Source organism: Nitratidesulfovibrio sp. D1, assembly GCF_051133415.1.
Lineage (GTDB): Bacteria > Desulfobacterota > Desulfovibrionia > Desulfovibrionales > Desulfovibrionaceae > Cupidesulfovibrio.
The window spans coordinates 85,013-105,366 of record NZ_JBPGNZ010000008.1 but is presented as its reverse complement, the minus strand read 5'-3'; the positions used below and the strand labels follow the sequence as shown (position 1 = coordinate 105,366).

Annotated in this window: 14 protein-coding genes, 1 tRNA gene, 1 pseudogene and 1 riboswitch; of the genes and pseudogenes, 5 read left to right on the top strand and 11 right to left on the bottom strand. The window is 67.9% G+C overall.

Annotation, left to right across the window (positions count from 1 at the left end; translation table 11 throughout):
- Positions 1-32 precede the first annotated feature (32 nt).
- The 8 genes and pseudogenes from ACR4XJ_RS15245 to ACR4XJ_RS15210 form a co-directional block, all read right to left on the bottom strand.
- Positions 33-267 (bottom strand): annotated as a pseudogene (locus ACR4XJ_RS15245) (MerR family transcriptional regulator); the annotation flags it as partial.
- Between the two features lie 68 nt (positions 268-335).
- Positions 336-2,744: a phenylalanine--tRNA ligase subunit beta gene (gene pheT / locus ACR4XJ_RS15240; protein ID WP_434756008.1), complete on the bottom strand. Its 2,409-nt coding sequence runs from the start codon at positions 2,742-2,744 to the stop codon at positions 336-338.
- Between the two features lie 302 nt (positions 2,745-3,046).
- Positions 3,047-4,084, bottom strand: coding sequence for a phenylalanine--tRNA ligase subunit alpha (gene pheS / locus ACR4XJ_RS15235; RefSeq protein ID WP_434756007.1), 1,038 nt, complete (start codon positions 4,082-4,084; stop codon positions 3,047-3,049).
- A 21-nt stretch (positions 4,085-4,105) separates the two neighbouring features.
- A complete protein-coding gene (gene rplT, locus ACR4XJ_RS15230) occupies positions 4,106-4,459 on the bottom strand; it encodes a 50S ribosomal protein L20 (RefSeq protein WP_007522954.1) in 354 nt (117 codons plus the stop codon).
- A gap of 270 nt (positions 4,460-4,729) precedes the next feature.
- Positions 4,730-4,927, bottom strand: a complete 198-nt coding sequence (gene rpmI, locus ACR4XJ_RS15225; RefSeq protein ID WP_012612126.1) for a 50S ribosomal protein L35 — start codon at positions 4,925-4,927, stop codon at positions 4,730-4,732.
- Between the two features lie 215 nt (positions 4,928-5,142).
- Positions 5,143-5,673, bottom strand: coding sequence for a translation initiation factor IF-3 (gene infC / locus ACR4XJ_RS15220; RefSeq protein WP_333506394.1), 531 nt, complete (start codon positions 5,671-5,673; stop codon positions 5,143-5,145).
- 7 nt (positions 5,674-5,680) lie between these two features.
- Positions 5,681-7,615 carry a threonine--tRNA ligase gene (gene thrS, locus ACR4XJ_RS15215; protein ID WP_434756006.1) on the bottom strand — a complete coding sequence of 645 codons (1,935 nt, stop codon included), beginning with the start codon at positions 7,613-7,615 and terminating at the stop codon, positions 5,681-5,683.
- A gap of 89 nt (positions 7,616-7,704) precedes the next feature.
- Positions 7,705-7,779 (bottom strand) — tRNA-Val (locus ACR4XJ_RS15210).
- A gap of 339 nt (positions 7,780-8,118) precedes the next feature.
- A riboswitch (cyclic di-AMP (ydaO/yuaA leader) is annotated at positions 8,119-8,267 on the top strand.
- 109 nt (positions 8,268-8,376) lie between these two features.
- Between ACR4XJ_RS15210 and kup the strand changes: the two genes are divergently transcribed.
- A complete protein-coding gene (gene kup / locus ACR4XJ_RS15205; RefSeq protein ID WP_434756005.1) occupies positions 8,377-10,485 on the top strand; it encodes a potassium uptake protein in 2,109 nt (702 codons plus the stop codon).
- Between the two features lie 340 nt (positions 10,486-10,825).
- Here kup and ACR4XJ_RS15200 read toward each other — a convergent pair whose 3' ends face one another.
- Together ACR4XJ_RS15200 and ACR4XJ_RS15195 are read right to left on the bottom strand one after the other, a co-directional pair.
- Positions 10,826-11,968 (bottom strand): double-cubane-cluster-containing anaerobic reductase, encoded by a 1,143-nt coding sequence (locus ACR4XJ_RS15200; RefSeq protein WP_434756004.1) that lies wholly within the window; start codon positions 11,966-11,968, stop codon positions 10,826-10,828.
- Positions 11,969-12,260: 292 nt separating this feature from the next.
- A complete protein-coding gene (locus ACR4XJ_RS15195; protein ID WP_434756003.1) occupies positions 12,261-13,067 on the bottom strand; it encodes an acyl-CoA dehydratase activase in 807 nt (268 codons plus the stop codon).
- Positions 13,068-13,664: 597 nt separating this feature from the next.
- On the opposite strand from ACR4XJ_RS15195, the gene hcp reads away from it, so the two are divergent.
- The 4 genes from hcp to ACR4XJ_RS15175 all read left to right on the top strand — a co-directional run bounded on the left by hcp (position 13,665) and on the right by ACR4XJ_RS15175 (position 19,618).
- Positions 13,665-15,287 (top strand): hydroxylamine reductase, encoded by a 1,623-nt coding sequence (hcp, locus tag ACR4XJ_RS15190; protein ID WP_434756062.1) that lies wholly within the window; start codon positions 13,665-13,667, stop codon positions 15,285-15,287.
- Positions 15,288-15,540: 253 nt separating this feature from the next.
- Positions 15,541-16,422 (top strand): ATP-binding protein, encoded by an 882-nt coding sequence (locus tag ACR4XJ_RS15185; RefSeq protein ID WP_434756002.1) that lies wholly within the window; start codon positions 15,541-15,543, stop codon positions 16,420-16,422.
- Positions 16,423-16,677: 255 nt separating this feature from the next.
- Positions 16,678-17,856: an alcohol dehydrogenase-like regulatory protein ErcA gene (gene ercA, locus ACR4XJ_RS15180; RefSeq protein ID WP_434756001.1), complete on the top strand. Its 1,179-nt coding sequence runs from the start codon at positions 16,678-16,680 to the stop codon at positions 17,854-17,856.
- A complete protein-coding gene (locus ACR4XJ_RS15175; protein ID WP_434756000.1) occupies positions 17,840-19,618 on the top strand; it encodes a PAS domain-containing sensor histidine kinase in 1,779 nt (592 codons plus the stop codon). Before ercA ends, ACR4XJ_RS15175 begins: the two co-directional genes overlap by 17 nt.
- Before the next feature lie 25 nt (positions 19,619-19,643).
- Here the strand turns inward: ACR4XJ_RS15175 and ACR4XJ_RS15170 are convergent, their stop codons facing one another.
- Positions 19,644-20,333, bottom strand: a complete 690-nt coding sequence (locus ACR4XJ_RS15170; protein ID WP_167124476.1) for a Crp/Fnr family transcriptional regulator — start codon at positions 20,331-20,333, stop codon at positions 19,644-19,646.
- Positions 20,334-20,354 lie beyond the last annotated feature (21 nt).

The following is a 20,354-nucleotide window of genomic DNA, read 5'->3' as shown; positions in this document are numbered from 1 at the left end:
GCCGGGCAGATCGGACATGTCGGGTGCGGGTGCGGCCCCGCGCTCGGCCAGCATGCGGCGCGCCCCCTCGATGGTCAGGCCGCGCTCGTGCAGCAGGAAACGGATGCGCCGCAGCAGAGCCAGGTCCGCCTCGGTGTAGAGGCGCTGGCCCTTCTCGGTGCGCAGCGGAACCAGCTGGGGAAACTCCGTTTCCCAGAACCTGAGGACATAGGTCTTCAGGTTCAGCAGCGACGCCGCCTCGCCTATCCGGTATGTCCGCTCCGCCATGCCGTCTCCCGGTTTGTTCGCGCTTGCCCCCGCTCACGGGCGGGCACGCGGCGCTCCCCGCCCGGTTTCTAGAGCCGGACTGAAAGCGCCTGCTGGAGCGAACTTGCCACTTTCTCGCGTTCCTTGTCCACTTCGGCGTCCTTCAGGGTGCGCCCGGCGTGGCGGAAGGTCATGCGGAAGGTCAGGTTGCGCTCCTCGCGGTCTTCGGGGGCAAAGACATCAATGAGTTCGACGCCTTCCAGCAGCGGCAGCTTCATCCCGCGCACGTGGTCCAGCACCGCCCCCGCCTGCAACGCGGCGGGCGCCATGACCGTGATGTCGCGGCGCACCGGGGGGTACACCGGCAGCGCGGCGAAACGCACCGCCACCGCGTCGTGCAACTGGCGCGCGGCGTCGAGGTCGATGTCGGCCAGCCACACGTCCTTGCGGGCGTGGTAGGCGTCGGCAAGGTCGGGCTTCACCCGGCCCATGACGCCCAGCGCCCTGCCCTGCACCGTCACTGCGACGCACGGGGCCAGGAAGGGGTGCGGCGCGTCGGCCATCTCGCAGCGCGGCTGCCCCAGGTGCAGGAAGGCCGCGAAGTGTTCCACCACGCCCTTGAGGTCCAGGTAGTCGGCGTCGGCTTCCGGGTTGGGCCAGGCGCTGTCGTGGCGCGCGCCGTACATCAGGATGCCCAGGCGGCCGCGTTCGCGGGCGGTGGTTTCCGAGGTGTCGTCCGCCGTGAAGATGCGCGCCAGTTCGAACAGCCGCAGGCCCGCGTTGCCCTGCGCGATGTTGTGGCGCAGGTTGTTCAGCAGGCCGGGGGCCAGCGCCGTGCGCAGCACGTTCTGGTCCTCCGAAAGCGGGTTCATGATCGGGATGCGGCCTTCGGCGGGCAGCCCCAGGTGGTCCAGATCCTTCTGGCCCACGAAGCTGTAGTTGACGGCCTCGTTGAGGCCGAGGCCCCGGCCCCAGCCCTTGATGCGCGTCCAGAAATCGTACTCGGACACGGGCGCGCCCGCCTGGTCCAGGGGGCGCATGACCTTGGGTAGCACGGGCGGGATGGCGTCCAGCCCGTACACGCGGCCCACTTCCTCGATCAGGTCGGCCTCGCGCTCGAAGTCCAGGCGGTGGCTGGGGGCGGAAACCTTCCAGTCGCCGCCGCCGGACTTGTCCACCACGCAGCCGAGGCTGGTCAGGGTGTCGGCGCAGAACCCGTCGCCGATGGCGTCCTCGCCAAGGCCCAGCAGCATGCGGGCGCGCGCCGGGCGGAAGCGCAACGCGGGGCTGGCCCACGGGCGCGGTTCCGCGCTGCACACGCCGGGGCGCAGCCGCGCGCCGGAAAGTTCGGCCATCATCTGGGCGGCGCGGTGCATGGCGTACACCGCCCCGGCCTGGTCCACGCCGCGCTCGAAGCGGTACGAAGCCTCGCTGGAAAGGCCCAGCCTGCGGCCCGTGCGGCGCACGGTGCCGGGGCGGAACACGGCGCTTTCCAGCAGCACGCGGGTAGTGGCGTCGGAAACTTCGGAGTTGGCGCCGCCCATGACGCCCGCCAGGGCCACGGGCTTCACCCCGTCGCGAATCAGCAGGTCGCCCGCCACCAGCGCGCGGTCCTGGCCGTCCAGGGTCACGATGCGCTCGCCCGCCACCGCCGGGGAGACCACGATGCGCCCGCCTTCCAGCAGGTCCAGGTCGAAGGCGTGCATGGGCTGGCCCAGTTCCATCATCACGTAGTTGGTGGCGTCCACGATGTTGGAGATGGGACGCACGCCGATGGCCGTGAGACGGTGGCGAATGCGCGCCGGGCTCTTGCCCACGCGGATGTTTTCAAGGATGCGGCCGTGGTAGGCATGGCACAGCGCGGGGTCCGCGATTTCGATGGCCACCTCGCCGGAGCAGTCCGGACCGTCCTCCACCAGATTCAGCCGGGGCAGGGTCAGCGGCAGGCCGAAGCCCAGCGCCACCTCGCGCGCAAGGCCCAGCACCGAGAGGCAGTCGGCGCGGTTGGGCGTGATGGAGATGTCGCACACCTCCATGTCCAGTTGTAGCTCGTCCACCAGCAGCCTGCCCACCGTGAAGTGCTCGGGCAGGACCATGATGCCTTCGTGGTCGTCGCTGAGGCCCAGTTCGCGCTCGGAGCAGATCATGCCGTGCGAGGGCTGGCCGCGCAGCTTAGCCTTCTTGATGACCATGCCGCCGGGCATGGCGGTGCCCACCAGGGCCACCGGCACCTTCTGGCCCGCCGCCACGTTGGGCGCGCCGCACACGATGTCCAGCAGTTCGCCCTGGCCCGCGTCCACCTTGCACACCGACAGCTTGTCGGCCTCGGGGTGCTTGGCGCGTTCCACCACGTGGCCCACCACGATGGTGCGGATGGCGTCGAACGGGCGGCGGATTTCCTCCAGTTCAAGGCCGAGCATGGTCAGACGGTCGCCGAGCTGTTCGGCGGTGCCTTCAAAGGGAACGAATTCGCGCAGCCAGGCAAGGGACAGCAGCATGGGGCTACTCCATGAGAAAGTTTGCGAAGGGGCAGGCGTCGCCAGGCGTTCTTACGCCTCCGGCGGGCAGGGGACCTTGTCCCCTGCACCCCTTCCGGGCGGGGCAGGACTACCCCGCAGAAGCATTCGAAAAACGGTGGTCATGACAGCAGCAACCCCGGATGAGGGATTTCGTTCGCTGGCAAGGAGGGCAAGCCTTGGCCGAGGCGAGCGTACTTTTCCCGTACGTGACTCTCGCGCAACCGGGGCACAAGACGCGCCCGACGCCGCCAGCGGGCGAAAGACCCATCCGGGGCCAGTAGCTACGTAAACTGCGACAGGAACCGCACATCATTCTCGAAAAACATGCGCAGGTCGCCGATGCCGTACTTGAGCATGGCCACGCGCTCCACGCCGAGGCCGAAGGCGAAGCCGGTGTACTCTTCCGGATCATAGCCCACGGCGGTGAACACGGCGGGGTCCACCATGCCGCAGCCCAGGATTTCGACCCAGCCGGTGGTCTTGCACACCCGGCAGGGTTCGTTGCCCAGGTGCCCCTTGCCGCCGCAGATGCAGCACGAGATGTCCACCTCGGCGCTGGGCTCGGTGAAGGGGAAGAAGCTGGGGCGGAAGCGGACCCTGGTGTCGCCGCCGAACACGGTGCGCAGGAACGAGGTGAGCGTGCCCCGCAGGTCGGCCATGCTCACGCCCTTGTCCACCATCAGTCCTTCGATCTGGTGGAACATGGGGGTGTGCGTGATGTCCGAGTCGCGGCGATAGACCTTGCCGGGGGCGATGATGGCCACCGGGGGCTTGCGCGCCAGCATGGTGCGCACCTGCAACGGCGAGGTGTGGGTGCGCATCAGGATAGACTCGGTGACGTACAGGGTGTCCTGCATGTCGCGCGCCGGGTGTTCGGCGGGCATGTTCAACGCTTCGAAGTTGTAGTGGTCCATCTCCACTTCCGGCCCGGTCACGATGTCGTAGCCGAGGCCCCGGAACACGGAGCAGATTTCCTCCATGACCAGGGTGTCCGGGTGCAGCGAACCGCGCCACGGCGCGCGGCCGGGCAGGGTCGGGTCGAAGCGCGAAAGCGCGGCGGCCTCGCTGGCGGCTTCGAGGGTGGCCTTGCGGCCTTCGAAGCGCTCGGTGAGGGCCATCTTGACGCCGTTGGCGGCCTGCCCCAGGCGGGGCCGGTCCTCGGGCGAAAGTTCGGGCAGGCGGCCCATGATCTGCGCAAGACGCCCCTTGCGGCCAAGGAAGGCGACGCGCAGTTCCTCAAGCTCGGTCAATGACGAAGCCTGGTCCAGGCCTCTTTCGAGTTCCGGGACCAGGCTTTCCAGTTCCTTGAGAAGGTCCATGCGTAGAGACCCCGTGGGGGGTTAGTTGAGTTTCGAGGCGGCGAGTTGCGCCAGCTTCGCGAAATCTTCCTTCTCGCGCACGGCAAGGTCGGCAAGCACCTTGCGGTTCAGGGAGATGCCGGCAAGGGTGAGGCCGTGCATGAACTTGCTGTACGACAGGCCGTGCATGCGGGCGCCGGCGTTGATGCGCAGGATCCACAGCTTGCGGAATTCGCGCTTCTTCACCTTGCGGTCGCGGAACGCGTACATCCACGAACGTTCCACGGCCTCGCGGGCGGTGCGGTACAGCTTGCTGCGGCCGCCACGGAAACCCTTGGCCGCGTCCAGATACTTCTTGTGACGCCTGTGGGAGGCGAGACCTCTCTTCACGCGCATGGAATACCTCCATCGTGATCTTGACTCCGCGAGGCGAGAGACCGGGCCAGCGGAGCGGATAAGTGTAAAGTGCGGGAGATGCGCTCCCATGACGGGAGCCTGCCCTGCCGGGGCGCGAGCCCCGACGAAGGCGATTCAAAAAAAGGAATTTTGTTCTCCGGCAAGGAGGACGAATCTTTTGCGAAGGGAGTGTACTCTTGGGTACTCGACCGGAGCAAAAGGCGAGTCCGACGCAGCCGGAGGGCAAAAGTACTTTTTTGAACGCCTTCGTTAGGCGTAGGGCATCATCCTGCGCACAGCCTTCTCATTGGTGCTGTCCACCGTGGCGGACTGGCCGAGGCGCATGCGGCGCTTGGCGTTCTTCTTCGTGAGGATGTGGCGCAGGTTCTGCTTGCGGCGCTTGAACTTGCCGCTGCCGGTCACGGAGAAGCGCTTGGCGGCGGAACGCCGGGTCTTGATCTTGGGCATTGGATACTCCTTGCCGTTCTCTGCTCGCGCCGTAGCCGCCAAGGCGGCGACGGACGCATGACGAAGCCCCCCGCTGGGCGGAGGACCCGGTGTGCCTTCTCAAGGACTGGATCGTCGAAAATTCCCGGTCGGTTGCAGCGGCGCAAGCGACCGCACCCCCGGCGAGAGGGGGCATAATGCGATAAAAACGCGCCGGAAGCAAGGGCCGAAACGGCCTATTTCTTCGGCAGCGGAGCGAGCATCATGAACAGGGTGCGGCCTTCGGCGCGGGCTTCCTGGTCGACCTTGGCGATGTCCTTGGTGTCCTCGACGATGCGGTCGAGAATGGACTGGCCGCGGTCCTTGTGGACGATTTCGCGCCCGCGGAAGAACACGGTGACCTTGCAGCGGTCGCCTTCCTCGATGAAGCGGCGGATGTGCCTGACCTTGGTGTCGTAGTCGTGGTCATCCGTCTTGGGCCGGACCTTGATTTCCTTTATCTGGATCACGGTCTGGTTCTTCTTCGCCTCGGCCTTCTTCTTCTGCTGCTCGTACTTGAAGCGCCCGTAGTCCATCACGCGGCACACGGGCGGGTCGGCCGTGGCGGCCACCTCGACGAGGTCGAGACCCTGCTCCTTGGCAAGCGCGATGGCGTCGTTGCGCGACAGGATGCCGAGCTGTTCGCCGTCCGCCCCGATGACCCGCACCTCGCGGGCCCGGACCTGTTCATTGCGCCGCACGCTGTCCTGCGGGATATCGCGGCGCATCCTGTTGTTAGGAGAAGCTATAGCTCATTCCTCCACGTTTGAATGGTTCCTGGCAGTCCGCCCTGATCATATCCGCCACTTCGGCAAGTGTCTTGAGGCCAAGGTTCTCGCCGGTGCGCAGGCGCACGTTGACGCCCCCGGCCTCCACTTCCTTGTCCCCCACCACGAGGATGTAGGGGATCTTTTCCAACTGGGCTTCGCGGACCTTGTAGCCCAGCTTTTCGTTGCGCGTATCGGCCTCCACGCGAAGACCGGCCGCCGCAAGCGTTTCACGCGCGCCCTGGGCGAAATCGTTCTGGGCGTCGGTGACGGTCAGCAGGCGCGCCTGAACCGGGACGATCCACGTGGGGAAGGCCCCGGCAAAGTGCTCGGTGAGCACGCCGATGAAGCGTTCGAGCGAACCCAGGATGGCCCTGTGGACCATAACCGGGCGATGACGCTCGCCATCCTGCCCGATGTACACCAAGTCGAATCGGTCAGGCAAGGTGAAATCGACCTGAATGGTGGACAGCTGCCACTCGCGGCCGATGGCGTCGGTCACCTTCACGTCGATCTTGGGGCCGTAGAAGGCGCCGTCGCCCTCGTTGACGGTGTACGACAGGCCCGCCGTGGCCACCGCGCCGATGAGCGCGTTGGTGGCGCGGTCCCAGTCCTCGTCCGAGCCGATGGACTTTTCCGGCCGGGTGGAGATGACGATGCGGTAGTCGAACCCGAACAGGCCCATCAGGTCGCGCACCAGCGCGATGACCCCGATGATCTCGGCTTCCAGCTGGTCGGGGCGGCACAGGATGTGCGCGTCGTCCTGGGTGAACTGGCGCACCCGCAGCAGGCCGTGCAGCACGCCCGACTTTTCGTGGCGGTGCACCACGCCCAGTTCGAACATCCGGCGCGGCAGGTCGCGGTAGCTGCGCAGGTGGCTCTTGTAGATGAGCATGTGCGAGACGCAGTTCATGGGCTTCACGCCATAGGCGTTGTCGTCGATAACGGTGAAGTACATGTTCTCGCGGTAGTTGTCGTAGTGGCCCGACTTTTCCCACACCTCGCGGCGCAGCAGCTGCGGCCCCTGCACCAGTTCGTACCCGCGCTTCAGGTGTTCCTTGCGCAGGAAGTCCTCGAGGATGGTGCGCAGCAGCATGCCCTTGGGATGCCAGTAGACCATGCCGGGGGCGACATCCTCGTGAAAGGCGAACAAGTCCAGCTGCTGGCCCAGCTTGCGGTGGTCGCGGCGCTTGGCCTCTTCGATCTGGTGCAGGTACTCCTTCAGCGCCTTGGGGTCGGCGAAGGCGGTGCCGTACACGCGCGAGAGCATGCGGTTCTTCTCGTCGCCGCGCCAGTAGGCCCCGGCCACGGACAGCAGCTTGAACGCCTTGACGAAGCTGGTGTCCGGAATGTGCGGGCCGCGGCACAGGTCCACGAACTGGCCGCTGCGGTACACGGACACCGTGTCCGCCGGGATGTCGCGCACGATCTCGACCTTGTAGGTCTCGCCCATGCCCTCGAACAGGGCGATGGCCTCGTCCTTCGACATTTCGGTGCGCGTGAAGGGAAGCGCGGCGGCCACGATCTTCTGCATTTCCGCCTCGATGGCTTCGAGGTCGTCCACGGAGAAGGGGCGCTCGTAATCGAAATCGTAGTAGAACCCGCTGTCGATGGCGGGACCGATGGTCACCTTGACGCCGGGGAACAGCTTCTGCACCGCCTCCGCCATGATGTGCGCGGCGGAATGGCGGATGAGCTCGAGCCCTTCCGGCGAATCGGCGTAGACCGGCTCGATGGCGGTGGTGTCGGCGGGCACGGTGGCGGTGAGGTCGAGCGGGGCGCCGTTGCAGCGGCAGGCCACGACATTCTTGAATTTCTTCCCGCTCAGGGCGCCCTTGAGGGCGTCACGGCAGGAGACGCCGGACTGCACGTCGAACACCTGTCCTTCGATGGTCACGTTCACGCCGAATCTCCTCGGTGAGTTTGTTGTTGCCGCCGCGCGCACCATAACAAGAAAGGGAGGCTGGAACCTCCCTCTCTGGGCTTTCGGTGTGGTAGGCACGAGCAGATTTGAACTGCTGACCCCTTCCGTGTCAAGGAAGTGCTCTCCCCCTGAGCTACGCGCCTACACCTGCGAGGCAGGAGGGGTATCTACATGGGCACGCCGCCACCGTCAAGCGGTTTCTTCGGCGAGGCCCGAAAAAACGGCAGAAACGCCCGCCGGGGCCTGCCCGCGCGCGGCGCCCCGTACCGGGCAAGCGGCGCCGGAGCATGCCGCGCCACGCGCGTGCGCGTTCCATATATATCCGGATAGATCCGGACTGGGCAGCAGGCAATGGCGTGATCCGCCCCTCCCCCGCCCGCCCCTCCGTTCCCGGCGGCGGTCTTTGGGCGATACGCCCGCGACGCCATGCGGCACATGGCGTTCGCCCCCCATTGACAGCATGCCCGGACAGGCGTAGCCCCTCGACGAAATCGCCGAGTTCCGCCCTGGGGGCGGAAGCGGGGGACCCAACAGCCGGTCACCCGGTACGGGGCGCATCGCCGCAAGGCGTAGGGCAATCTCTTCGGCCCGAGCCCGTCAGCTAACCTCGCAGGCGTCGAAGGGAGAGCACCCCTCCGAGCACCTTCCGTGCACCCGTCCGTTGCGCCGCAGCGGGCGGCCGCCGCCGGACGGCGGGCCTCGGGGTGGGGGAAGCTTTCCCCACCCTTTTCGGAGGCCCAATGTCCACCGGTCCCGTTCCGTTGGGCAAAGCCGCGTCCGGCACCACGCCGGACGGCGACGCGCGACCCGCCGCGCGCGCCACGGCCGCGCCCGCTTCCACCGCCACCCAAGGGCAGACCGCCCCGCAAGCCTCCGCCACCGGGGGCGCATCGCCCGCGCCCTTCGTCGAGCCCGGCGCCACGCCGCCCACCCACGCTGCCAACCGCCTGCTGCCCATGGCCCTGGCCGCGCTGGGGGTGGTGTACGGCGACATCGGCACCAGCCCGCTGTACGCCATCAAGGAATGCTTCCACGGCCTGCACGCCCTGCCCCCGACGCCCACCAACATCCTGGGGGTGCTCTCGCTGGTGTTCTGGGCGCTGACCGTGGTGGTCACCATCAAGTACGTGCTGTTCATCATGCGCGCCGACAACGACGGCGAGGGCGGAACCTTCGCCCTGCTGGCTCTCTTGCGCGATGGCTCGTCCAGACAGGACCATGCCGGGCGGGAGGATGGCGAAACGCCCCCTCCTTCCCCCGCGCCTTCGCTTTTCCGGCGCATGCTGCCGCTGTTCGCCATTTTCGGGGCCGCGCTGCTGTATGGCGATGCGGTGATCACCCCGGCCATTTCCGTGCTCTCGGCCGTGGAAGGCCTGGAAGTGGCTACCGAGGCCGCCGCTCCCTTCGTGTTGCCCATCACCATCGGGGTGCTGGTGGGGCTGTTCATGGCCCAGCGGAACGGAACGCAGCGCATCGGCAGGGTGTTCGGCCCGGTGATGCTGGTGTGGTTCGTTTCCATCGCCGCGCTGGGCATCGTGGCCGCGCTGCGAAACCCGCTGGTGTTCGCGGCCGTCAGCCCCGCCTATGCCGTACGGTTCTTCATGGAAAACCACCTGCACGGCATGGTGGTGCTGGGGTCCGTGGTGCTGTGCATCACCGGGGGCGAAGCGCTGTACGCCGACATGGGGCACTTCGGCGCGCGACCCATCCGGCTTTCGTGGATGTCCGTGGTCTTTCCCGCACTGATGCTCAACTATTTCGGGCAGGGGGCCATGCTGCTGGCCGATCCGGGCCTGGCCTTCAACCCCTTCTACGCCCTGGTCCCGCGCCCCCTGCTGTATCCCATGGTGATGCTGTCCACGGTGGCCGCGGTCATCGCCTCGCAGGCCATGATCTCCGGCGTGTACTCGCTGACGCAGCAGGGCATCCAGTTGGGGTTCGTGCCGCGCATGCGCATCATCCACACCTCGGAGGAAACGCGCGGGCAGATCTACCTGCCCACCGTGAACTGGATGCTGATGATCGCCTGCCTGGGGCTGGTGCTGGCCTTCCAGGAGTCCAGCCGGCTGGCCGGGGCCTACGGCATCGCCGTCACCGCCACCATGACCATGACCTCGCTGCTCTACTACGCCGTGGCGCGCCAGCGCTGGAACTGGCGGGCCTGGCAGGCCGTGCCGCTGGTGGCGCTGTTCCTGGCCTTCGACGGCGCGTTCCTGTCCGCCAACCTGCTCAAGATCATGGACGGCGGCTGGTTCACCCTGCTGCTGGCCCTGTGCGTCATGACCCTGATGCTCACCTGGCGCGACGGCCGGGCCGCCCTTTCCGTCCGCTTTGCCGCCGCCTCGGTCCCCTTCGGCACCTTTCTGGAGGGAGTGCGCCGCACCAAGCCGCTGCGCGTGCCGGGCACGGCGGTGTTCATGTCCGTGAACCCCACGGGCACCCCGCTGCCCCTGCTGCACCACTACAAGCACAACCACACCCTGCATGAAACCGTGATGCTGCTGACCATCGTGGCCGAGCCCATGCCCTTCGTGCCCCGGCCCGACCGGCTGGTGGTGCACAAGCTGGGCGAAGGGTTCCACCGCATGGTGGCCCGCTACGGCTTCATGCAGACCCCGCGCGTGCCCGAACTGGTGCAACTGGCCGCCGCGCGCGGCCTGCCCATGCGCATGGAGACCACCACCTTCTTCGTGGGCCGCGAAACCCTGCTCACCAGCGGCACCTCGAACATGGCGGGCTGGCGCAAGGGGCTGTTCGCCTTCATGTCGCGCAACGCGTGGAACGCCACCACCTTCTTCGGCATCCCGCCGGGGCGGGTCATCGAAATCGGCGCGCAGGTGGAATTGTAGCACCGCGCCGTACGGCGCGGCCCAGCGAAGCACGACGAATCTTGGGGTGCGGCGGTCCGCAACGCCACACCCCCGCCGGGACGGGCATGCCGCGTGCACGACGCCCTCCGCCGGAGGCATGCCGCTCCTCGCCTCCGCCGGGTGTCCGTCCCGGCCCCATCGCAGCCCCCGCCGGGCTCGCGCAACGGTCGCCAGACCCGCGCGAGTCCGGCGGGGGCCACGTCGACGGCGGCACGGCCACGCGAAAGGGGCCGCCCCTGCGGACGGCCCCCCTTGCATGCATACCCGCGCACCGGCCATGGGCCACCGCCCGCGCCGATGCCGCTTTCCTTCCTGCTTCCTACGCGCCTACCATCTCCAGGAACGCCTCGATGCGCACCTTGAGCTGTTCGGCGTCGGCCTCGGAGTAGTCCGTCTCGATGTGCAGGCTGGGCAGGTCGAACCTGTCGCGCAGGAAGTTGCGCACCTTGTACGCCTCCACGTTGTAGGTGTGGCAGGCCTGCCAGGTCAGGTCCACCACGCCGTGCGGCCTGAAGTCGGCCACCAGCGTTTCCAGCAGGTCGAAGCGGCCCTGGTTGGGCGCCATGACCGAGCACGGCGTGGCCAGATACCGGCGGGCCAGCGCGGTGAGCGGGTCGCCCGTCTCGTCCACCAGATCGGCCTTCTTGTAGCCGGTACAGTTTTCCATGCACACCACCTGGCCGCCGCATTCCTCGATGAGCCGCACCACCTTGTGCGAACCCATGCCCACGGGCACGCCGGTGAGCAGTATGCGCGGGCCGCCCGCACGCGCGGGCAGGGTTCCGGCCTTTGCCGCCGCCTGCACCTCGTCCACCACGCCTTCGGCCAGTTCGATGACGGTCTCGCGGTCGGCAAAGAACCCCAGCTTGAAGAGCATTTCCAGCATCTGCATGCCGGTCACCGGGGCCGGGTCCATCTGCGGCAGGTCCATCAGCGCCTTCAGTGCGCGGCGCTCGCGGTTGGCCAGCCTGATGGCGTCGGTCAGGTTCTGGTCGGTGATGGTCACCCCGAAGTCGTTTTCCACCCGCTTCACCAACCCCTCCAACTGGCCGCGCCAGAAGGGCAGCGCCTCGTCGCCCGGCGTGGACGGCAGGTGCAGGAGGTGCACGGGCTTCATCTCGCCCAGCAGTTCGAACATCTTCTTCTTGCCGTCGCATGTGGTGTCCGCCACCACCAGGTCCGCCGCCGACAGGTACGGGCACGAGCCCTCCATGGCGAACCCGAAGCTGCTCTTGATGAGCGGACACAGGTTGCGCGGCAGCACCTGCTCGGCCGTGGCGATGGGGTCGTTGCGCGTGCCGCACAGCACCACCGGCACCGCGCCCGCCGCCAGGGCGATCTCCGCCGGGGAATACAGACAGTACAACCCCACCACCTTGCGCCCCGCCGCCTTGACCTCGCTGATGGCCAGGGCATTGCGCTCCGCCGCCGTCTTCAGCCGTTCGATGCTCTCCCACGTCATGTGCCTGCTCCTTAATGAGTTACGGGATGAAGAGAGACCGGGGAGGGGACCCGGACCCCGCGTTGCTGTCTTCATCCGTAATGCTCGAAGACTCGCATAACGGCTGAAGCTCCCCCCAAAACTTTTCAATCGGGCCACCTCGTTGCCCAAAACATTCCAGCATTCTCGCTTCGATCAGCAGGACCGACCATCACGCGCAACACCCCGCAATTGAAAAGTTTGGGGGGAAGGGGATGGGGGGTCCGGGGGGAAGGGGAAACCCCCTTCCCCCCGGCAGGAATTCCCGCCACCACTACCCCGCCGCCCCGCCATGCGTGATGTCCTGCGCGGCAATGAGCGCGGCGCCGAGGGCACCGGTGGCCTGGGGCATGCGGGAGACGGTGACGTCGAGGCCGAGGGTGCCGGAAAAGATGCGGGCGAAGGCGGGATTGGTGGCGAGGCCGCCGGTGAAGGCGCAGCCGGGCACCAGGGGCACGCGCCCGGTGAGGGCCTTGAGCCGCCGCGCCACGGAGGCCACGATGGAGGCGGCCAGGTCGTCCTTGGAGACCCCTTGGGCGATGAGCCCGATGACTTCGGTTTCGGCGAACACGGCGCACATGCTGTTGAGGGGCACGGGGGTGCCGCGCAATGCGGCGTCGCCCAACTCGTCCAGGGTCATGTCGAGCACGCCGGTCATGACTTGCAGGAAGCGGCCGGTACCGGCGGCGCACTTGTCGTTCATGACGAAGTCGCGCACGCTGCCGCGCTCGTCCACGGCCACCACCTTGCTGTCCTGGCCGCCCACGTCGAGCACGGTGCGGGTTTCCGGCGCAAGGTGGTGCGCGCCGCGCGCATGGCAGGTGATTTCGGTGACGGTGCGGTGCAGGAAGGGCAGCGAGATGCGGCCATAGCCGGTGCCCACCACGCGGGCCACGCCGTCCATGCCGGTTCCGGCCTCGCGCAGGGCGGCGTGCAACACGGCCTCGCCGGTTTCGCGGGGGTTCCAGCCGGTGGGGGTGACGGCCACGCCAAGCACGGCGCGCGAGTCGCCGTCGAGCACCACGGCCTTGGCGGCGGTGGAGCCCACATCGACGCCGACAACCAGACGGGCAACGGGCATGGGGCCTCCTGCGGAAAAGCTGCGGCCACGCGCGGTGGCTCGCCACTGGATAGCCCACCTGCCAAGTTCCGGTAAAATCGATACTTTCTATCCGAAGCGCCCCGATGCATAGACGCCTGTCCACCGCCCGCGCACGTGAGGCGCGCGGCGATGGCGGGCGGTCCGGTTGACGGTCCGGCGGTTCCGGCTGCCGTGTCGCGGCAAAAAAATACTGCCTTCGGCGGCGCATCCTGCTATACTGAATGAGATACCCCATCGCCCTTGTGCGGGAAGGCGAAGACGGGACGAAAAAAAAATCGCATTCCGCGCGAAATTCCCCGCGGTTTTGATGCCCGTCACATCGCGCATCCGCCCCCCGGACTATTGTGCACTCAACGACGGGGCAAAAGGCCCGGCAACGATGTGAGCGTACCGGATGTGCCCGATGCGCCAGACGCGTCAAACGCGCCAGACGCGCCGATCCGGCGACGCCGCCCCGCCGAACCGCAACCACGACGGAGCGAGCCCATGGTCCTTTCGAAACTTTTCGGCCTGTTCGGCCTGTCTGGTCAGTCCGGCCACAAGAACGAACCCCAGAAAAAGGAGAGCCCCATGTCCATGTTCTGCAACCAGTGTGAACAGACCGCCAAGGGTACCGGCTGCACCACCATCGGCGTGTGCGGCAAGCAGCCCGAAGTCGCCGCCCTTCAGGACCTGACCGTCTACGCCCTGCGCGGCCTGGCCCTGGTGGCGCTGGAAGCCCGCAAGAAAGGCATCGTGGACCCGACCATCGACCACTACGGGGCCAAGGCCCTGTTCACCACCCTGACCAACGTCAACTTCGACCCGGCCCGCTTCCAGGCGTACATCAACGAGATCGTGAAGCACCGCAACGCCCTGGCCGCCCGCGCGGGCGTGTCCCTCGGCACCGGCAGCTCCGGCCCGGCCTCGTTCCAGCCCGCCGCCACCCTGGACGGCCTGGGCGCCCAGGCCGAAATCGGCGCGCTCACCGCCGACAAGAGCGACCCGGACATCGTTTCGCTGAAGCAGACCCTGCTCTACGGCATGAAGGGCCTGGCCGCCTACGCCGACCACGCCGCCGTGCTGGGCCAGACCGACCCCGAAGTGTTCTCCTTCCTGTTCAAGGGCCTGGCCGCCGGGTACGACGGCGTGCAGCGCGATCTTGGCCAGTGGGTGGAGCTTGCCCTGGAATGCGGCAAGACCAACCTGCGCGCTATGGAACTGCTGGACGCGGGCAACACCGGCACCTACGGCCACCCCGTGCCCACGCAGGTTCCGCTGGGCCACCGCAAGAACAAGTGCATCCTGGTTTCCGGCCACGACCTGCGCGACCTGCACGAACTGCTGAAGCAGACCGAAGGCAAGGGCATCGACATCTACACCCACGGTGAAATGCTGCCCACCCACGGCTATCCGGAACTGAAGAAGTACCCCCATTTCTACGGCCACTTCGGCACCGCGTGGCAGAACCAGCACAAGGAATTCCCGGCCTTCCCCGGCGCCATCCTGTTCACCACCAACTGCATCCAGAAGCCGCAGGAGTCGTACAAGGACCGCGTGTTCACCACCGGCCTCGTGGGCTGGCCCGGCCTCGTGCACTGCGAGAACTACGACTTCTCGGCCGTGATCAAGAAGGCGCAGGAACTGCCCGGCTTCACCGAAGACGCGCCCGGCAAGAACGTGCTGGTGGGCTTCGGCCACAACACCGTCATGAGCGTGGCCGGCCAGGTCATCGACGCGGTGAAGTCCGGCGCCATCCGCCACTTCTTCCTGGTGGGCGGCTGCGACGGCGCCAAGCCCGGCCGCAACTACTACACCGAGTTCGTGGAAAAGACCCCCAAGGACACCGTGGTGCTCACGCTGGCCTGCGGCAAGTTCCGCTTCTTCGACAAGGAACTGGGCGACATCGGCGGCATTCCGCGCCTGCTGGACGTGGGCCAGTGCAACGACGCCTACTCGGCCATCCAGATCGCCGTGGCCCTGGCCGGGGCCTTCGAGTGCGGCGTGAACGACCTGCCTCTGTCGCTGGTGCTCTCGTGGTACGAGCAGAAGGCCGTGGTCATCCTGCTCACGCTGCTGGCCCTCGGTATCAAGGACATCCGCCTCGGACCGTCACTGCCCGCGTTCATCACCCCCAACGTGCTGAACTTCCTGGTGCAGAACTACAACATCAAGCCCATCACCACCCCGGACGAAGACCTGAAGGCCATCCTGGGGTAAACCGGGCTCACGCGGAAACGACGAGAACAGGAGGGGACGGCACGGGCCTCCCCCTCCCCCGCCCCCCGCTCCGGACATACCGCACCGCTCCGGCGTCCCCGTACATGAAGACCACGGGGGCAACGGGGCCGCAGCGACCGCAACGACCGCCGCAACGACCGCCGCAACACCCGGCATCACCGACCAGCCCCGCGACCGGCAACCGGCGGGGGGCCGCCACCCGCGCTCCAACCCGCGGACAAGGACCACAGACATGGACACCACCCGGAACATCCTGGAAATCGACGAGGAACGTTGCGACGGCTGCGGCGCGTGCGTGCTGGACTGTGCCGAAGGCGCCATCGCCATCGTGGACGGCAAGGCCAAGATCGTCTCCGACAGCTTCTGCGACGGCCTCGGCGCGTGCATCGGCAGTTGCCCGCAGGGGGCGCTGCGCATCATCCAGCGCGAAGCCGTGCCCTTCGACGAGGAAGCGGCCATGGAGCACGTGCGCACGCGCGACAGCGCGCAGCCGCGCTCCGGCAATCATCACGCCCCCCACGGCAGGCCCGACGGGCACGGCGTGCACGGGCACTACGGCCTGGCCCGTCAACCGGAAGGGGCAGAAGGGGCAGAAAGGGCAGGACAGGCCGGACGGGCCGGGCACGGACACGGTCATAGCGGCGGCCACGGCGGTTGCCCCGGTTCCATGATCCGCAGCTTCGCCAAGGCCGACACGCCCCTGTTCGGTGTGTCCGCCATGGCCGAAGGCCCGGTATCCGGCCCCGGCCACTGGCCGCTGAAGATCCGCCTGGTGCCGCCCACGGCCCCCTACCTGAAGGACGCCGACGTGCTGGTGGCGGCGGACTGTGCAGCCGCGGCCTCGCCCCTGTTCCACAGCCATTTCGCCAAGGGCAAGGTGGTGCTCATCGGCTGTCCCAAGTTCGACGACACCGACGCCTACGCCCAGCGCCTGGCCGACATCCTGGCCACCAGCGGCATCCGGTCCATGACCGTGCTGCGCATGGAAGTGCCCTGCTGCCGGGGCCTTACCGCAGCCCTGGCCAAGGCCCGCGAGCTTTCCGGCACCAACGTGCCGCTGAACGAAATGGTCATGACGTGCCAGGGCGCGCCAGCGCCTACTCCGCTCGCCTGACGCGCCAGCGCCCACTCCTCTGGCCTGACGCTCCGGCGTCCGCACCCCGAGTCTGATGCACCAGCGCCTCACCAGACCAGACTGCCCACGACGCACGGCCCGCAACGCGGGCCGTGCGTCGTTCCGCGTGTTGGTAAACCCCGGTCACAAAAAGGATGACGAAACGGCCCCGCCTTGCATACAGTGCGATACGGGGAAACACTGGCGGCGTCCTTCAGGGGAAGGGCCGTCGCACGGCGGCATCGGGGGCGTTCCATGAGCGACTACGAACTGCGCAAATTCGTCGCGCCTGAATTCGTGTTCGGCTACGGCGCGGCCGGTCTGGCGGGCCGACATGCCCGCAACCTCGGCGCATCACGGTGCCTCGTGGTGTCCGACCAGGGCGTGGCGGCGGCGGGACATACCGAGGCGGTGGTCCGCACCCTGCGCGACGAAGGCATTGCCTGCGCGACCTTTCTGGGAGTGTCGGAAAACCCCCGCGATACCGAAGTGATGCAGGGCAGCGAAGTGTTCCGCGCCGAAGGGTGCGACGCCATCGTGGCCGTGGGCGGCGGCAGTCCCATGGACTGTGCCAAGGGCATCGGCATCGTGGTGGCCAACGGCGGCCACGTCCTGGACTACGAGGGGGTGGACGCCATCCCCAAGCCCATGCCCCCGCTGGTCTGCGTGCCCACCACGGCGGGCAGTTCCGCCGACGTCTCGCAGTTCGCCATCATCCGCGACACGCCGCGCAGGGTGAAGATCGCCATCGTCAGCAAGGCCAACGTGCCCGACGTGGCCCTGGTGGACCCGCTGACCACCCTGACCAAGGCGCGCAACCTCACCGCCGCCACCGGGCTCGACGCCCTGACCCACGCCGTGGAGGCCTATGCCTCCAACGCCCATTCGCCCGTCACCGACATGTTCGCCCTTGAGGCCATCCGGGGCATCGGAACAGCCCTGTTCGACGTGCTGGACGACCTGCGCGACAGGGACGCCCGGGCGCGCATGGCCCTTGGCAGCATGAACGCGGGGCTGGCCTTTTCCAACGCCATCCTGGGCGCGGTGCACGCCCTGTCGCACAGCCTGGGCGGCCTGCTGGACCTGCCCCACGGCGAATGCAACGCCCTGCTGCTGCCCTTCGTGGTGCGCCGCAACTTCACGGCGGCGCCGCGGCGCTACCGCCGCGTGGCCGAGGCGCTGGGCGTGGACGGAGCGCTGGGCGCGGGCGGGACCCTCGCAGCTCCGGACGACGAGGTGCGCGACGCCCTGTTCGCCCGGCTTGGCGACATGCGCCGCCGGGCCGGGTTCGACAAGGGGCTCGCCCAGTACGGGGTCACCCGGGGGCAACTGGCGGAACTGGCGCGCCTGGCGCTGGACGATCCCTGCCTGTCCACCAATCCGGCCCCGCTCGACGCGCGCGAACTGGAAGAATTGTATGCCGAAGCGCTCTGACGACCTGCGGGAAAAGCTCATCGGGCTCGGACAGGCCTCCACGCGCAAGAGCTACTACCCGGAACTGAAGGAGCGCCTCCAGCAACTGGAACTGTTCCGCGCCCTGCTGGAAAGCGCGGGCGACGGGGTGCTGCTGCTGGACGCCGATACCCTGGTGGTGCTGGACGCCAACGGCGCGGCCTGCCGCTTCGCCGGGTTGCCGTGGGAGGCCCTGACCGGCCGCCCGCTGGCGGCGGCGTTTCCCGAACTGGCCGGGTGGAAGCCGCGCCTGACGGGCGGCGCGGAGGACGCCGAGCCGCAGGACGGCCCGCGCACCGGCGCATGGCACATGGCCGACGCCGTCCCCACGGCCACCGGCGAGGAACGCCGCCTGATCCGCCAGCCCTCGCAAGGGGGCGGCCTGTGGCTGGAACTGGCCCTGAAGCGCCACGACATCGGCGGGCGGCCCTACGTCTCGTGCATCGCGCGCGACGTGTCGGAACGGCTGCGCGCCGAAGAGGAACTGCGCGAGAGCGAGCGCAAGTACCGGGCGCTGTTCGAGGCGGCCAACGACGCCATTTTCCTGATCCGCGACGGACTGGTGCGCGACGCCAACCGCCGGGCCTGCGAGCTGTTCGGCAGGCCCTTGGACCAGTTGACCTCCATGGCCCCGCGCGACCTTTCGCCGCCGGAGCAGCCCCGCTCCGGAGACACCCGGCTGGTGGAGGAGATGCGCCTGGCCAAGGCCCTGGGCGGCGAGCCGCAGTTCTTCGAATGGACGCACCTGCGCGCGGACGGCTCCCCCTTCGACTGCGAGATTTCCCTCAGCCGGTTCACCCTGCGGGGGGAACCGTGGCTCATCGCCATCATCCGCGACGTGACCGAGCAGAAAAAACTGCGCGAGATCATGGTGCAGACGGAAAAGATGATGTCCGTGGGGGGCGTGGCCGCGGGCATGGCGCACGAGATCAACAACCCCCTGTCGGCCATCACCCAGTCGGCCCAGAACCTGCAACGCCGCCTTGCCCCCGGCGTGCCGGACAACGAGGCCGCCGCACTGATGGCGGGCGTGGACCTGGAGCGCGTGCAGCATTACTTCGAGTTGCGCGGGCTGGCCAAGCTGGTGACCAACATCCGCGAGGCCTGCGCCCGCGCCGCGGACATCGTGCGGCACATGCTGGATTTCGCCCGGCGCAGCGACGCCGAGCGCAGCGAATGCGACCTGTCGGTGCTGCTGGACCGGGCCGTGGAACTGGCCGAAAACGACTACGACCTCAAGAAGCGCCACGATTTCCGCAACATCCGGATCATCCGGGAGTACACGCCCGGCACGCCCAGGGTGGAATGCGCCCCCACCGAGATAGAGCAGGTGCTGTTCAACCTGCTGAAGAACGCCTCGCAGGCCATCTCGCGCAAGACCTACCCGCAGAGGGAAAAGCCGCGCGTCATCCTGCGCGTGGGCACGCAACGCGGCGTGCCCGGCCTGCCCGAAGGGGCCGGAAGGAGCGATGGAAGCGGGGAGCCCGCCACTCCGGGGGCCGACGCCGACTACGTGCGGGTGGAAGTGGAGGACAACGGGCCGGGCATGGACGAGAGGACGCGGGTACGGGCGTTCGAGCCGTTCTTCACCACCAAGCCGCCCGGCGAAGGCACGGGACTGGGCCTTTCGGTGTCGTACTTCATCGTCAGCCGCAACCACGGCGGGCACATCATGGTGGAATCGCAGCCGGGCCTGTGGTGCCGCTTCACGGTGCTGCTGCCCGCCGTGCGGCGCGGCGCGTAGCGTCACGCCGCCTTCGCCCCCATCGTCAGAGCGTCTCGTCCCCGTCGGCCAACGCCTGCAAATAGTCGCGGTCCACGATGGTCACCTCGCGCCCGTCCACGGAAACGGCCCCCCGTTCGGCCAGCTTTCCGAGGCAGCGCGAAAGCGTCTCGCGCGCGGTGCCCAGCATGCCCGCCAGCACCCCCTTGGCCATGTCCAGCCGGAAGGTGTCGGCGTCGCCCTTCAATTCGCTGGCGTGCAGCAGGTAGGCGGCGAGGCGCTGCGGCGTCTCGTGCAGGGTCAGGGATTCCACCTTGGTGGTGAACACGCGCAGCTTGCGCGACAGCGCGGCCAGCATGTTCATGGCCAGGGTGGGGTCGCGGGTGATGCGGTCCACCAGGCCCTTGCGCGGCAGGAACAGCACCCGCGCATTCTCCACGGCCATGGCGTGGGCGGGAAAGGTGCCGCCCTGAAACACCGCCACCTCGCCGAAGGTCTCGCCGGGGCCCATCACGTGCATCACGGCCTCGCGCCCGTCGGGCGCGGTCTTGAATATCTTCACGCGGCCCTCGGCCACCACGTAGAAGCCCTCTGCCGGAGACGATTCGAAGAAGATCATCTGGCCCTTGTCCACGCGGCGGTCCACCACGATGCCCGCAAGCCCTTCAAGCTGGGCGTCGGAAAGCCCGTCGAACAGGGGCAGGCGTTCGATGATGCGGCGGTTCTGCTGGGTCACTGGCGTACCTCTGGTTGTTGT